Below are 14,616 nucleotides of genomic sequence, written 5' to 3'. Positions count from 1 at the left end.
ATGATCTACGTCATCCGGTTCTTCAGCTACGGCGTGTGGGGAGTGGTCTACCCGTTCCTCGCGGTGTGGCTGCTCGGCTTACGGATCTTCGACGAGGGCGCCGTCGGACTGGTCATCGGCGTGTCCGTGATCGCAAACCGGGTCGGCGCGCTGGCGTTCGTTCGGGTGGTCGAGCGGTACGACAAGCGACTGATGATCATCATTTCACAGCTCGTCGCGAGCGGCGCCGCGGTCGGCATGCACGCGCTGAGCCTCGGCCCGACCCACTCGCTCGGCGCCTGGGTGGCGGCCGGCGCGGTGTTCGGTCTGGCCAGCTCGGTCGCCACCCTCGCCCAGCTCGCGTTCATCGCCCGGCAGTTCCCGCCGCAGGAGCGCAAGCGGGCGTTCTCGTACGAGAACATCGCGCTCAACATCGCCGGCGGCGTGCTGCCGCTGCTGTCGGCGTTCGTCGTGGTCAGCGTGACCGGGCTGTACGCGCTGGTCCCCGTGTTGTTCGCGACGATGGGCATCGTGCTCGCGATCCGGCTGCCGCGCGACGCCCGGTCCGGCGCCGCGGATCCCGAGGAGGCCGGCGCCGGGGAACCGCGCTGGCCGGACGCGACCGTCCTACTGGGATTCAATTTCCTCACGCTGCTGGTATACGCGCAATTCTATGGCGTTTACCCGGTCTACGCGGTCGCGGCCATGTCAGAGCAGGAGATCGGCCTGGTGTTCGCCGCCGGCAGCGTGGCGATCGTGGCGCTGCAGGCGTTCATCACCCGGCTGTCCGCGCGGGCCGATGACGTGCGGTTGATCGCGCTGGCCAACACCGCGATGGCGGTCGGGAGCCTGCTGCTGATCTTCACGGCCGGGGGGTTGCCCCTGGCCGTGCTGGCGGTGCTGGGCATCACAATCGGCGAGATGATCTACGGACCGCTATACCAGACGCTGGCGGTGCGGGTGTTCCGGGACCGGGCGACGCTCGCGATGGGCGCGGTGACCTTCGTCTGGGGCGTGTCCGAGTCGCTGGCGATCCTCGTCGGGCTGACGCTCGTCGGCGCCGGTCTCGGGCACGTCTCGTTCCTGATCGGCGCGGGCTCCGGGTTGCTGGTCGCCGGCCTCGTGATCGCCCTGCGGCACCGGGTGGCCCGGTTCGGGCGGGTGGAGGTGCCCAGTGCCGGATAGCGACGGGTCGGCGCTGACCGCACGGGCGCCGGCCCGCGGCGGCGCGGTGCGATTACGCCCGGCCCGCGCCGGGGACGCGCCCGAGCTGTACCGGCTGTCCGCACCGTCCATGCCGGATGCCCTGATCGAGCGCCGGCCGGAGTTCTACCGCCGGCATGCCGGCGAGTTCCTGGTCTGCGACGTGGCCGGCAGGATCGCCGGATGCCTTGGTGTGCAACGGCTCGGCGGGCTCGCCGAGCTGTACAACGTGTGCGTCGGCGCGCGATGGCGCGGCCGCGGTCTCGGCGGGCTGCTGACCGCATCCGCGGTGCTGCTGCTGCATTTGGACGGGGTGCCCGAGGTGGTGCTGTTCTCCCGAACCACGGTGACCTGGTTCACCTGGCTCGGGTTCAAGCCGGCGGACGAGTCGATCCTGCCGGCCGAACGCCGCGATCTGATCGACCGGGGCCGGGGGTCGCAGCTGCTGTGCCGGCCGACGCGACCCGACCACCTGCTGATCGCCGCGCTGCGGGGCACGGCGTCAGTCCCGAAGGACGCGAACGTCGCGTAGCAGCAACGGCGCCGCGACACACATCAGCGTCAGCACCCCGGCGGTGACGAGTGCCGGCCGGAGCCCGACCGCGACGGCGACCGGACCGATGCAGGCCATGCCGATCGGCCGCAGAACCATGGAACCGAACCGGTTGACGGAGTCGACCCGGGAGAGCATGGTGCCGGGCACCCGATTCGCGATGGTCGCCGCCTCCATCGATTCGAAGTACGCGATGACGATGCCCGCGACGAACTCCGTTGCCACGAGGATCATGGTTGGCGCCGGGACGGCGAGCAGGATCAGGGTCGGCCCGGATCCGAGCAGCAGCAGGGAATAACCGACCAGGAGGGGCCGCTTCGGGCGCACGCGCATCGCGAGGGCGCTGCCGACGATGCCCCCCGCGCCGAGCGCGGCCGCGATCGCCGCCCACGCGGACGGCCCGCCGAGGTCGTGGTGAGCGACGAGGGGGCCGAGGACGCTGAGGGTTGCCAGGAGGAACAACTGGAAGGCGCCCGCGCTGGCGATGAGCGCGCTGAGCCACCGGGTCTGCCGGACGTAACGCAGCCCGGACATGATCTCGGCCGCGAGCGACCTGCCGGCGGTGGCCACCGCCTGCTTGCCCAACGTCCCGGCCCGGCCGACCAGTATCGCGCTGACCAGAAAGCTTGCGGCGTCGAGAACAATGATCCAACCGGGGTTGGCCACCAGGAGCAGCACTCCGGCGAGACTGGGGCCGGCCACTTCCGCGGCGTTCGCGGTCATCACGAAAAGGGCGTACGCGGCCTGCCGTTCGTCGTCCGGGGCGACGTGCGCGATCGCGGCCGTCGACGCCGGGGTGAAGAACGCACTCGTCGCCCCCGTCACCGCCGCGAGCGCGGCGATGCTCCAGATCGCGGCCGAGCCGCTGACGAAGAGCAGACCGGTGAGGAGCTGCGCGAGGCACGCCACGCCGTTGCTGACGATGAGCACCGCGCGCCTCGGATACCGGTCTCCGACGGCGCCACCGAGCAGGAGCAGCAGGACCTCGGGTGCGACCCTGGCCGCCAGGACGATTCCCAGGCCGGTGGCGCCCCCGCCGAAGTCGAGGACGGCGAACGCGAGCGCGACGGGCACGATCATGTCGCCGAAAAGGGAGATGGTCCTGGCGAGGAAGAGCCGCCGGAGCGCCGGAATGCGCAGCAGGGCCACGGCGCCGGCGGTTCGACACGGGGGCGCGGGCGCGGCGGTGGAAGTGTCCCGCTTCGCCGGCTCGATCGCTGCTTCGTCGATCGTCATACGTCGGTGGTCCTGACGAGGAATGACTTCACGGCAGCTGCGCCTGTTCCAGCATCGACGGATCCGCGGCGCGCACGGCGGCCCGCCGGAGCCGGTCCCAGGAGTTGAACTCGTCGTTGGACAGCGGCGAATCCGCCGTCCTCGACAGGGTCACTCCCCACCGGGGCTCCAACCGCGCGCCGCGGGCCAGCTTCGCGCGGTAGGTTGCCATGCCCATGTCGATCCGGTGGTAACCGTGCCGGATGGCGAACCGGATCGTCTCGTAGACGAGGTTGAAGTACTCGAACGCTCGTTTCGTCGCCGCGTAGTTGAACCCCGCGCTCCGGATGTAGACGACGCCCTCCCACACGAACAGCAGCATGGCCCCGACCACGTCGGCGCCGTCCTTGATCACGAGGACGTGGCTGTGCTCGTCGGCACATGCGGCGAGGGTCCGCAGTTCCGCCGCTTCGTCCGCGGCCGACGCCTCGTGGCCGTAGCGGCGCTCGAGCTGGGAGAACAGGTCGGCGGCGACATCGATCCAGTCGCTGAGGCGGCCTCCGGCAACCGTGTAGCCCGCGCCGGCGAACACCCGCATCTCCCGGCGGATGTTCGTTCCCCGGCCGCGGCCCATCGCCGTCACGTACTCCTCCATCGACGACCACGGCACGTCGAGTACGGAGCTGGCGCCGGCGATGTAGCACGCCCGGTCATCGTCGAGCACCTCACCGAGCTGAGCCGCACCTCGCGGGTTGAGGTACAGGGCCGACAACGATGCCGCGCCGGTCTCCCCCGCATGAGCCGCGGCGGAATCCAGCAGCAGCGCGAGAACGTCGCGCCGCTGATCCGGCGCCATGGTCGGGTCGACCAGGAACTCGCAGCTGTATGCCGCACGGGAGCCGACGAGGTAGGCCGGCGACCAGTCGTCCCGGTTGAACTCGGCCCCGGACCGGTGGAGGAAATGGTCGAACGGGTCGTAGTAGCCACAGGAGCCGGCGTCCCAGTACACGGGGCACACGCCGCGCAAGGTTCCCTTGCCGTCCCTACAGGTCAGGTAGGCGATTCGATCGCCGTGCCGTCGCTCGACGGCTTTCAGCCACGGCCGGCTCACGTAGAACGTGCGGCCCGCCGTGAGCGGGTCCAGCTCGTGGTCGCCGATGGCATCCAACGTCGGCACGGTCTCCAGGAGATGGGACCCGCGGTCGGGCCGCACTGGGTTGATCCGGAAGTCGGTGACCGAGCGCATGCCAGCTCCTACTCCTTCTCGACGACCGTGCCGAAGTGGTGACCGGGGAAGAACGTGTGCAGCACCGCGTGCGGCACCCGGCCGTCGATCACGACGGCCCGCGGCACCCCGGCCTCGACCGCGCGCAGGCAGGCCTCCATCTTCGGAGCCATGCCGGTGCTCAACCGCGGGAGCAGCGCGGCGAGCTCCGCGGCGGATATCTTGTGCCGCAACGAGTCGAGCCGCGGCCAGTCGGTGTACAGCCCCGGCACGTCGGTCAGCACGAGCAGCTCACCCGCGCCGAGCGCACCGGCCAGCGCCGCGGCCGCCGTGTCCGCGTTGAGGTTGTGCACCACACCTTCCGCGTCCGGCGCGACCGGAGAGATCACCGGGATCCGGCCGGCCGCAAGCGCGTCCAGCACCGGCCCCGGGTTGATCGAGTCGATGTCTCCGACCAGCCCGACGTCCACCTCCGCGCCGTCGACGAGCGCGGGTCGCCGGCGGGCGGTGAGCAGCCCACCGTCCTCTCCGGACATTCCGACGGCGAAGGGGGCGTGCGCGTTGATCAGGCCGACCAGCTCGCGCCCGATCGACCCGACGTGCACCATGCGCACCACGTCGACGATGTCCGGGGTCGTGACCCGCATCCCGCCGCGGAACTCCGACGGCGGCACGCCGAGCCGATCCAGCATCGCGTTGATCTGCGGCCCGCCGCCGTGCACGACGACGGGCCGCAGCCCGGCGAACCGCAGGAACGCCACGTCCGCCGCGAAGTCGTGCTTCAGCGTCGCGTCGAGCATCGCGTGCCCGCCGTACTTGAGCACGACGACCGCGCCGTTCATCCGCCGCAGCCAGGGCAGCAGCTCGACAACGGCTTCGGTCTTCGCCGCCAGCCCCGGGTCGAGTTCGGTGGTCGCGGTCATGTCGTGTACGCGGAGTTCATGTGGACGTACTGGTGGGACAGGTCGGTGGTGAGCACGGTGGCCTCCGCCCCGCCGAGGTTCAGGTCGACGAGGACCTCGATCTCCCGGCCGGACAGGTCGACGAGCGACTTGTCCGCGTGCGGCGCGCTGCCCTTGCACACCTGCACGCCGTTGAGCGTGACGTCCAGCCGGTCCGGGTCGATGTCGACGCCCGAGCGTCCGATCGGCACGATGACCCGGCCCCAGTTTGCGTCCGAGCCGAAGAACCCGGCCTTGAGCAGGTTGTCCCTGGAGATCGCGCGGCCCACGGTCACCGCGTCGTCCTCGGTGAGCGCGCCGCGGACCGTGATCGTGATCTGCTTGGTGACGCCCTCGGCGTCGGCATGCAGCTGCCGGACCAGCGAGTCGCACACCCGCAGCAGCGCCTCGGCCAGCTGCTCCGCGCCGACCTCGACGCCCGACGCGCCGGAGGACAGCGCGATCACACAGTCGTTCGTGGACGTCGAGCCGTCGATGTCCAACCGGTTGAAGGTCAGGTCCACGGCTCGCCGCAGCGCCGCGTCGAGCACCGCCGGCTCGACCACCGCGTCGGTCGTCAGCACCGACAACGTGGTGGCCATGCTCGGCGCGATCCCGCCGGATCCCTTGGAGAATCCGCCGACCGACCAGCCCTCGCCGGTGTGCAACACCGTCTGCTTGGGCACGGTGTCGGTGGTCATCACCGCGGTCGCCGCGGCCAGATCATGGCCTGGGCCGGCGCCCAGCTCATCGACCACACTGTCCACACCGGACAGCAGGGTCGGCAGCCGGAGCCGCTCGCCGATCACACCGGTCGAGCAGACCCCGACGTCCTCCATGGCCACGCCGAGCCGGTCGGCGACCTTCGCGGCGGTGTCGAGGGTGTCCTGGTAGCCGGCCGCGCCGGTGCAGGAGTTGGCGTTGCCGGAGTTGAGCACCACGGCGCGGAGCTTGCCGTCCCGCAGCACCTGCGACGACCACCGCACCGGCGCCGCCGGCACCTGGTTGCGGGTGAACACCCCGGCCGCGACGTGGCTCGGGCCGTCGTTGACGACCATGGCCAGGTCGAGCCTGCCCGACTGCTTGAGCCCGCACGCGATGCCCGCGGCGCGAAAGCCGAGGGGTGCGGTGACGCCGGCATTGCCGTCGATCGCGGTCATTGAGCGACTCCTGTCAGTGGTAGTCCGGTTCCTAGCTCTGGTTCGCTCTGTTCGTCCGGAACTCGGGTGCGCCTTACCGCCACGACGAAGTGCAGGGCGGCGACCAGCAGAAGGGCCACCGCGATCCAGAGTCCGGTGCGCGCGCCGAACCGTGAGCCGAGAGCGCCGCCGAGCAGCGCGCCGGCGGCGAGCGGCGCGTAGGCGACGAGCCGGGTGGTCGCCGCGACCCGGCCGCGCAGCCGGTCCGGGGTCAGGCGCTGGCGGGTGGACGTGCTGAAGACGTTGTAGACGGTCAGGCCGAACCCGTACATCACGAAGGAAACCGACCACATCACCGTGGTGAACGGGGTCGGGTCGGCGAAGAGGGGGATCAGGACCGGCGAGACCGAGGCGAGTGCCATGCTCGCGACGACGACCCGCCGCAGGTCCCACCTCCGTTCGGCCTGCTCGGCGGCGACCGCACCGAGCATCGAACCGACGGCGCCGAACATCATGGTCAGACCGAGCGCCGCGGGCGTGATCCCGATGACGGAGATCCCGTACACGGTGTAGAGGGTCAGCATTGCCTGCTCGAGGAAGTTGAACAGCGCCGCCTGCCCGATCAGCGTGCGTAGCAGTGGGACGGAGAGCAGAAACCGCGCTCCGGCCACGATCTCGTGCGCCACGCCGGCACGGGCCGGCGGCGCGACGACCGGCGGCTCGCGCTTGGACACGGTCGCCAGGATCAGCGCGGCGACGAGGTAGAGCACCGCGCCCATCAGCACCGCGCCGGAGCCGCCGAGCCAGGTCATGAGCAGGCCGCCGAGACCGGGTGCGGCGACCACGGTCAGCGTGGACGCCGCTTCGAGCCGCCCGATCCCGGCGACCAGATCGGACGCGCCGACCAGGCTCGGCAGGTACGCCTGCGCGCCGACCTCGGCGATGGCGACCAGCGAGCCGAAGCCGAACGCGACCGCGTACAGCACGCCGATGTGCAGCTCGTCGAGACCGCTGGCAACCGGCACGACCAGCAGCGCCACCCCGCCCGCGACGTCGGTGAACAGCAGCGTCGGCCGTCTCGGTCGCCGGTCCAGCCACATCCCGATGAACAGGGTCACCACCAGCACCGGCACGTACTGGGCGGCGGCCACCACGCCGACCTCGAATGGCGTGGCCGCGACCGAGATGGTGGCCAGCAACGGGAAGACCATCGTCATGCTCTTCGACGCGACGCTGGTCAGCACCTGGCTCAGCCAGAAGCGCGCGTAGTCCCGTTCGATCAGCAGGCGGGAGCTCAACAAAACTCCAACCAGTCGTCCTCGACCACTGCCTTGGCCACCGCAGGAGAGGACTCGACGAGCTCGCGCAGCTTTGCCGAGTTGTACGCGCGGATCGTGTCGTTCCCGGCTTCCCCGCCGTACACATCGATCATCCACAATGGACTGACCAGGGCGCCGCGCATCGCTTTGGTGTCGGTCGACGCGATCCCGGCGTGCACCCAGCGCCGGCCCGCGCGCAGTGCGTCACGGATCGGCTCGTAGTACACCAGGTTGAAGTATTCCGCGGCGTCGACCAGCCGGTCGTAATGGAATCCGGATCCCTTCAGGTAGATCGCGTCGCCCCAGCGATAGAACAGGATGAAGCCGACCGGAGGCTGGCCGTCCCGGGCACACATCAGCACCCGCGCGGCGTCGCCCATCGCCTCGGCCTGAACCCGCAACGACTCGGCGAGCACGCCGACGTCCGCCGGCTGCCCGTAGCGGGCCTGCGTGCCCCGCGACATGTGCGCCGCTTCTTCGTAGCACTCCGAAAGCGCCACCTCGGTGAAGCTGTAGCCCGCGTCCTCGAACCGCCGCTGGTCCCGGCGGATCAACTCACCGCGCCGCTTGGACGGCAGGGTACGCATCCACCCGTCCCAGTCGTCGGCCTTGGTCGGGATCCACGCGTCGGCGGCGCACAGCAGCGGCGCCGCGCGCACCCCGGCCGCGCGCAGCGCCCGGACGTCGGAGCTGTTCAGGAACATGCCGTAGCACGGGATCTCGTGCTCTGCAGCGGCCCCGAACAGTTGTTCCACCGCGGCCCGCTTTCGCAGCTCGGCGAGCTCGCCGAGCAGAGCGCCGGCCGCTTCTACCCGGTCCGCTCCCTCGCTGATCAGCAGGTTCGTCTGGTAACCCCGGTGCGGGCCGACGAGCAGACCATGCGCGGCCACCGCGGGCAGGCCGGCCAGATCCAGCAGCCGGTTCCATTGGTAGAACGAGTTGTTCTCCTGCCAGATGGCCGTGACCGGGACGGCCGCGGTGCCGCCGCCGGGCAGCCGGGTGTGCACGTTCCCGGTGAGCGTGCGCGCGCCAGGATCGTTGACGCAGAAATCCAGCCAGCCACTGCTGGCGTAGAAGTGGTTGCCCGCCAACCGGTCCCATTCCTCGGTGCCCAACCCCTCGGTCGGGGAACCGAAGCCCGCGACCTGCGACCTCGTCACGGTCGTGCTCATCTCGCCCTCCAGTACGCGTCGTCAGTCACCGAGGGGGCTCGCCGAGATGACCTTCGTCCGGACCTGCGTGCCGATCCTGGTGCGCAGCACGACCCGTCGTTGCCCGGCCTCGTCGACGACCTGCACGGTGCGCTCGTCGGTCCAGCCCTGGAAGCGGAACTCGTTGTCTCCGATGTGGACCAGCCCCGCGTAGGGCACTCCGTCGTAGTGCAGCACGAGCTCGTCGTCCTGCGCCTTGATCTCGGCCGCGACCGTCGGCTGGTCGAGGAGGAACTGCCCGTCCTCCTCCTCCCAGTCGGTGAAGGACTTCGGCACCTCGAAGGCGATCTGGTGCACCGGGTCCGGCCGCACCGGCTGCTCGTGGCGGTTGATCATGATGTTGTCGAAGTTCAGCTCGGCGCGGGCGTCCGCCGGGAACAGGTCGAAGAACTCGTCGGTCACGTGCACGTCCAGCAGCAGGTGCACGCGGTGGGTGCGGCCGCTGTTCTCGATCCGGTGCGTTCGGGCGAAGTTGCCGAACCAGAGCGCGCCCGCCTCCCACACGTACGGGGTCTCCCCGAAGAACAGCTTGGCCTCCGGCAGCGTGATCACCGGCACGTGCAACCGGGCGATGCCCCAGGTGAGCGCGTACTTGTTGTCGAAATGGTCGGGTCCGTAGGTGTCCGGGCCCAGCGCCATGAGGCGGACCGAGCGCAGCGGCGACGGGATCGTGCTCATCACGGTGCGCAGGTACGGTGCGTGCTCGGCGTAGGCGGTGTCGGCGAACGGTTCCAGGCCGGGGCCACCGGGATCGGTGCGCGACTTGTCGCCACCCGTGCTGCGCAGCGGCAGCGTGTGCCAGTCCAGCTCGGTCTCGACCAGGTTGTCATCGCTGATGAAGGTCTTCTGCCGTTTCCACTCGGAGGCCTGCTCCGCGCGCAGCGACTCGACGTCGCGCACCAGGGAGCTCACGTCGAACCTCGGGGTCAGCCGGACCACATCGGGGATCCCGGCCTGTACATCCGCAATGGTTTCAGCAGACACAACTGTTCCTTCCATCGTTTCTCGTGGCTGATCGGCGGCAGTACCGCCGATCGCGATCATGGAGCGACACCGGTCAGTGGCAGTCCGGTTCCTTCCGGAATGCCGAGCGCGAGGTTCATGCACTGGATCGCGCTGCCGGCGGTGCCCTTGGTCAGGTTGTCGATCGCGGCGATGGCGACCAGCCGCCCGGAATGGCCGTCGGCGACGACCTGGAGATGGGCGGTGTTGGCGCCGAGGGTGGATGACGTCGTCGGCCAGATCCCGGCCGGCAGCAGGTGCACGAACGGCTCGGTGTCGTAGGCGGCGGCGTACACCTTGCGCAGCTCGGCGTCCTCCAGCGCCGGCCCGGCGAACGGTGCGGTGCAGACGGCCAGGATGCCCCTCGGCATCGGCGCGAGCACCGGCGTGATCGACACCCGCACCGGGCCGCCGCACGCCGTCTCCAGGCTCTGCGCGATCTCCGGGGTGTGCCGGTGCACGCCCACCGCGTACGGGCTCGCCGCGCCCATCACCTCGGACCCCAGCAGGTGCGGCAGCGGCGACTTCCCGGCGCCCGAGGTTCCGGAGAACGCGACGATCACCGCCTCGTCCGTCACCAGCCCGGCGCCGAATGCAGGCACGAGGGCCAGGGCCACGGCGGTCGGATAGCACCCCGGAATGGCGAACGTGCGGGACCGGCGCAACCGGTCGCGCTGGCCGGGAAGCTCGGGCAGGCCGTACGGCCACACCCCCGGGTGCTCGCTTTTGTACCAGTGCCGCCACGCCTCGGCGTCAGCAAGCCGGAAGTCGGCGCCGCAGTCGATGAGAACCGCACGCGGGTCCTGCTCCTGCAACGCCTTCGCAATCGGTGCGGACTGCCCGTGCGGCAACGCAAGGAAGACCACGTCATGCCCGATCAGACGTGCGACCTCGGTCTCCTCGATGACACGGTCGGCCAGCGGCAGCAGATGCGGATGGTGCTCGGCGACCGTCGTGCCGGCGCTCTCGCCGGCGGTCAACGTTGTGATCTCGACGTCGGGATGTGCCAACAGGAGCCGCAACAATTCACCGCCGACATACCCACTGGCCCCGACAAGCGCAATTCGCAGGCTCACGCGCCGAGTATTAAGACCGACAATGAATTTCCAGTAAATTACAAGTCAAGCGACACTACCGCATATGTCACATGCGATCCGCTGTGTCCAGGGTGGACCTGACGGCACGGTCGAGGTTACAGTGAATTGTCAGCGAAATTGGAGCCGGTCTGCAAGACCGTGTCAGTCCCTGGCTGGAGAGACCAGCCGTCGAGCACAATCAGAAAAGAGAGGGAGGTGTCCCATGTCGTACGTTCAGAAGTGGAAGTTTGCGCGCGAGTCCCGCAAAATTCGGCCGGTGCTCCGCAGCAACGCCAAGTGGTGACCGGACGGGGCTCGGACCACCGGTCCGGGCCCCACACCGGCCTCGGGTGGAAAGGATCGGCCCATGGGTGACTGGCGTGCACCGCTGGACGAGCTGGACCGTCAGCTACGGGCCGGCCAGCCGCACCGGATGAGGGAGACGCTCGCGCGCCTGTCGGCCGCCGCCGGGCGTGCTCCCGCGCACGAGGTGGAGGAGTTGGCCTCGGTCGCCGCCATGCACCCGCAGCCGTGGGTGCGGCACACCCTGCTCATGGTGCTCGCGGGCCGCCACCCCGAGCGGGCCGACACGCGCGAGCTCGTGCAGTGGCTCACCCACGACTACGAGGACTTCGTGGCGTTCAAGGCCATCGCCCTTGCCGGGGCGTTGCGGCTGGAGGACGTGCTCCGGGAGTTGATCGTGATCGTCGGCCGGGCGAGCCGAAGGCTGCACGGGCATGCCGGCAAGCCGGTCGGGATCGGCCATGCCGTCGTGCTCAGAGCCATCACCGAGCTTGCCGGCACGAGCAGCCGTGCCGGCCTCGCCGCGCTGGAGGAACGGCTGTTTCCCGGCGGGGACGAGGATGGCGAGGAGCCGCCGCTGCCCCCGGTCGATGCCGAGCGCAGCGGCACGCACACGCACGTCGGCATGGCACCGGTGCCGGGCGGGACGGTGAAAGGCGGGGCGCCGCCCGCGTTCAGCGGGCGCGAGCTGCTGTTCGACTGGGCCGACCCGGTGATGATCGGCTCCTGCAAGGACTTCCACCTCGACGTGCTTCCGGTCACCAACGCCGAGTACGACCGGTTCGCCGGCGGCACGGCCGCCACCGAGCACACGTACTGCCATCCCGCCGAGCCGGCCGGCAAGCTGCACCTGCGCAACACGCTGCTCGACGAGCGCAGCCGGCCCGATCATCCGGTGGTCGGTGTGGACTGGTTCGACGCCTACGCCTATGCCCGCTCGCTCGGCAAGCGCCTGCCGACCGAGGCGGAGTGGCAGCGCGCCGCGCAGGGCGACGACGAGCGGGCCTATCCGTGGGGCGACGCGTTCGACCGGGCCAGAACCAGCTGCCACGATCCGTCGGACAATGGTGGCTGGCAAGGGATTCTGGACTGGCGTGCGGACCTGCTCGCGCTGGCCGACACCGCCCCGCGGCACACCACGAGGGCCAACGGGATGCCGGGAAACGTCAGCCCGTACGGCGTCCGGGACCTGTCCGGCAACGTCTGGGAGTGGACCGCGTCGTCGTTCGGTGGCGCGCCGTTCAGTCCGGCGGACGCCGACGCCGACGCCATCGACGTGATCTACGACGCGCGGTCCTACGCGGTGATCAAGGGAGGCGCCTGGTCCTGCCTGCCGGAGCAGCTCTCGGTCGCCTTCCGCGGCCGCGACCTCGCGCTCGACCGGCACTTCGAGATCGGTTTCCGCTGCGCGTGTAGCTGTCCACACTAGACCAGCGACCCCGAGGATGGCGCCGATGTATCCGACCTTCGTGTTCTCCCAACACGTCACGCCGGTCGAGAAGGACTTCTACGACACCTACGGTTTCCTCGTCTACACCGGATTCGCCGATGCCGACGAGGTGCGCCGGATCCGCGAGGACGCCGACCGCTACCAGGAGCGCATCAGGGCGGGCGAGGTGCCGCCGGAGCACGTCGACACCGTCGCGCCGGTCACCCTCGGTCCGAACGGCACGCCGAGCTACCACCACCGGCTCAACTACTTCACCGAGTACTCGCCGACCGCGGCGGCACTGGCCGCCGATCCGCGGATGGACGCGATCAGGACCGGCCTCGGCGGCGCGGACCACTGGCTGCTCGACGACACCATGAACGGATCGGTCTGGCAGCTGAAGTCCGGCGAGCGCAAGAGCGGATACTCGCGCATCCGGTGGCATCTCGACTTCCCGTTCGGACACCCGCTCTCCCCCGCCTTCACCGCCGGTCTGTACCTCGACGACTCCACCAGGAACAACGGTTGCCTCGCGGTCATCCCGCAGTCGCACCGGTTCCCGGTCGGCCCGGTGCCACCGGAGCCGCTGTACGTCGAGGTGCGCGCGGGCGACCTGGTCTGCCACCACGAGCGCATCTACCACGGCTCGGAGGCGATGCCGCGACCGACCGACCGCAGGGCCACGCTGTACTTCTACTACTGCGCGGGCCGACATCCGGGTCGGGGCAAGCAGTTCGCCGACCCGGAGCGGATGGGCGCGGTCAGATCGATCTTCGTCGGCAGCGACGACGCGAAGGAGGCCCAGGATGCGCCCCGCTGAGCCGGACACCGCGCTGAACGTCCTGCAGTCGGCGGACGCGGCGTTGCTGCCCACCGACGAGCTGGTTCGGCTGTGCGGCACGGTGATCGACGCGCTCGGCGCCGACGCCGGGCTCGACGACGTGGCCTGGGCGATGGGCGCCATGCACGCGCGTCCCGAGGTGCGGCTGGCGTTCGGCCGCGTGGCGGCCGAGCGCCCGACCGCCCCCGGCGCGCGGGCCCTGTTGAGCTGGCAGGTCAACGACGTCGACGACGAGGTCGCCGTGCAGGCGCTGGACGCCGCCGCGCGGGCCGGCGTGGTGGAGGCGCTCCCCGACGTCTTCACCGCCGCGCGCCGGTCGCTGTCGGCACTGCACGGGTCGGTCCCGCCGGCCGGCGACCGCCGGCAGAAGAGCGCGTGCCGGGCGCTCGACCGGCTGCTCGCGCGGCACCCGGACCGCGCGGCGGCGATCGAGGAGCTGCGCTGGGTCGGCTACGACGCGCGGCAGGAGCTTGCCACGCAGCACCACGACCTGACCGGCATGGTGGAGATTCCCGGTGACGGCCGCGGCGCGCCGCCCTTCCACATCGACCGGTTCCCCGTCACTGTGGCCGACTACGCCGGCTTCGTCGCGGCGGTCGACAAGCACGGTCCGGTGTGGAGCCATCCGGGCCAGCCGGCCGAGCACGACCACGACGTGCTGCGTGGGCTGTCCGCCGAGCAACGTGAGCGGTACGCGCGCCATCCGGTCACCGGGGTCAGCTGGTTCGACGCCTGGGCCTATGCGTCCTGGGCCGGCAAGGCCCTGCCCACCGCGGCGCAGTGGGAGCGCGCCGCGGGAACGGCCCGCTTCCCGTGGGGGGACGGCGAACCGAGTCCCCGGGTTGCCCACTACGGCCGCGAAGACCGCGCCGGCGGCGAGCCGCGGACCGTCGAGGTCGGCTCGTTTCCCGCGTCCGCAACGGGTCTGTCCGACCTGGCCGGCAACGTCTGGGAGTGGACCCGCAGCCGCTACCTGGACGGCGCGGAGCTCAGGCCGTTCATCGGCGGTCAGGCGCACGGCGACACCGTGGGCAACTGGACGCTGTGGGCGTGCATCAAGGGCGGCAGCTGGGCCAGCGGACCGGACGAGCTCGCCGTCGGCGTGCGGGCGGCCAAGCACGTCAACCAGCGCGGCGCCGAGGTGGGTTTCCGTTGCGTCACCGAGACGATCGCCGAGTAA

At 70.5% G+C, this 14,616-nt stretch carries 13 protein-coding genes; 5 read left to right on the top strand and 8 right to left on the bottom strand.

Features of this window, described 5'->3' with window-relative positions; genetic code table 11:
* Positions 1-1,164, top strand: a complete 1,164-nt coding sequence (locus VGX25_RS14120; RefSeq protein WP_326918221.1) for an MFS transporter — start codon at positions 1-3, stop codon at positions 1,162-1,164.
* Entirely contained in the window at positions 1,154-1,714 is a 561-nt protein-coding gene (locus tag VGX25_RS14115) for a GNAT family N-acetyltransferase (RefSeq protein WP_326918220.1), read from the top strand. Before VGX25_RS14120 ends, VGX25_RS14115 begins: the two co-directional genes overlap by 11 nt.
* Here VGX25_RS14115 and VGX25_RS14110 read toward each other — a convergent pair.
* The 8 genes from VGX25_RS14110 to argC are packed head-to-tail and all read right to left on the bottom strand — an operon-like array spanning position 1,685 to position 10,863.
* Positions 1,685-2,971, bottom strand: coding sequence for an MFS transporter (locus VGX25_RS14110; RefSeq protein WP_326918219.1), 1,287 nt, complete (start codon positions 2,969-2,971; stop codon positions 1,685-1,687). The two genes, VGX25_RS14115 and VGX25_RS14110, sit on opposite strands and share 30 nt — an antisense overlap.
* 28 nt (positions 2,972-2,999) lie before the next feature.
* Positions 3,000-4,196, bottom strand: a complete 1,197-nt coding sequence (locus tag VGX25_RS14105; RefSeq protein WP_326918218.1) for a GNAT family N-acetyltransferase — start codon at positions 4,194-4,196, stop codon at positions 3,000-3,002.
* A gap of 8 nt (positions 4,197-4,204) precedes the next feature.
* Positions 4,205-5,098, bottom strand: coding sequence for an acetylglutamate kinase (gene argB, locus VGX25_RS14100; RefSeq protein ID WP_326918217.1), 894 nt, complete (start codon positions 5,096-5,098; stop codon positions 4,205-4,207).
* Positions 5,095-6,276: a bifunctional glutamate N-acetyltransferase/amino-acid acetyltransferase ArgJ gene (gene argJ, locus VGX25_RS14095; protein WP_326918216.1), complete on the bottom strand. Its 1,182-nt coding sequence runs from the start codon at positions 6,274-6,276 to the stop codon at positions 5,095-5,097. Before argJ ends, argB begins: the two co-directional genes overlap by 4 nt.
* Positions 6,273-7,553: an MFS transporter gene (locus VGX25_RS14090; RefSeq protein ID WP_326918215.1), complete on the bottom strand. Its 1,281-nt coding sequence runs from the start codon at positions 7,551-7,553 to the stop codon at positions 6,273-6,275. Before VGX25_RS14090 ends, argJ begins: the two co-directional genes overlap by 4 nt.
* Positions 7,550-8,746 (bottom strand): GNAT family N-acetyltransferase, encoded by a 1,197-nt coding sequence (locus VGX25_RS14085; RefSeq protein ID WP_326918214.1) that lies wholly within the window; start codon positions 8,744-8,746, stop codon positions 7,550-7,552. Before VGX25_RS14085 ends, VGX25_RS14090 begins: the two co-directional genes overlap by 4 nt.
* A 21-nt stretch (positions 8,747-8,767) precedes the next feature.
* The gene (locus VGX25_RS14080; RefSeq protein WP_326918213.1) at positions 8,768-9,769 is read right to left on the bottom strand and encodes an aspartyl/asparaginyl beta-hydroxylase domain-containing protein; all 1,002 of its coding nucleotides are present in this window, start codon (positions 9,767-9,769) and stop codon (positions 8,768-8,770) included.
* Between the two features lie 56 nt (positions 9,770-9,825).
* Positions 9,826-10,863 (bottom strand): N-acetyl-gamma-glutamyl-phosphate reductase, encoded by a 1,038-nt coding sequence (gene argC, locus VGX25_RS14075; protein WP_326918212.1) that lies wholly within the window; start codon positions 10,861-10,863, stop codon positions 9,826-9,828.
* Between the two features lie 367 nt (positions 10,864-11,230).
* Between argC and VGX25_RS14070 the strand changes: the two genes are divergently transcribed.
* From VGX25_RS14070 to VGX25_RS14060, 3 genes are read left to right on the top strand one after another with little or no spacing between them, the layout of a single operon-like run.
* A complete protein-coding gene (locus VGX25_RS14070) occupies positions 11,231-12,595 on the top strand; it encodes an SUMF1/EgtB/PvdO family nonheme iron enzyme (protein ID WP_326918211.1) in 1,365 nt (454 codons plus the stop codon).
* 25 nt (positions 12,596-12,620) lie between these two features.
* A complete protein-coding gene (locus VGX25_RS14065; protein ID WP_326918210.1) occupies positions 12,621-13,415 on the top strand; it encodes a phytanoyl-CoA dioxygenase family protein in 795 nt (264 codons plus the stop codon).
* Positions 13,402-14,616 carry a formylglycine-generating enzyme family protein gene (locus VGX25_RS14060; RefSeq protein ID WP_326918209.1) on the top strand — a complete coding sequence of 405 codons (1,215 nt, stop codon included), beginning with the start codon at positions 13,402-13,404 and terminating at the stop codon, positions 14,614-14,616. Before VGX25_RS14065 ends, VGX25_RS14060 begins: the two co-directional genes overlap by 14 nt.

The organism is Actinophytocola sp. (assembly GCF_035942955.1).
Classification (GTDB): domain Bacteria; phylum Actinomycetota; class Actinomycetes; order Mycobacteriales; family Pseudonocardiaceae; genus DASYTH01.
The sequence above is the reverse complement of the archived record's forward strand: the minus strand, read 5'-3'. Positions and strand labels throughout refer to the sequence as shown.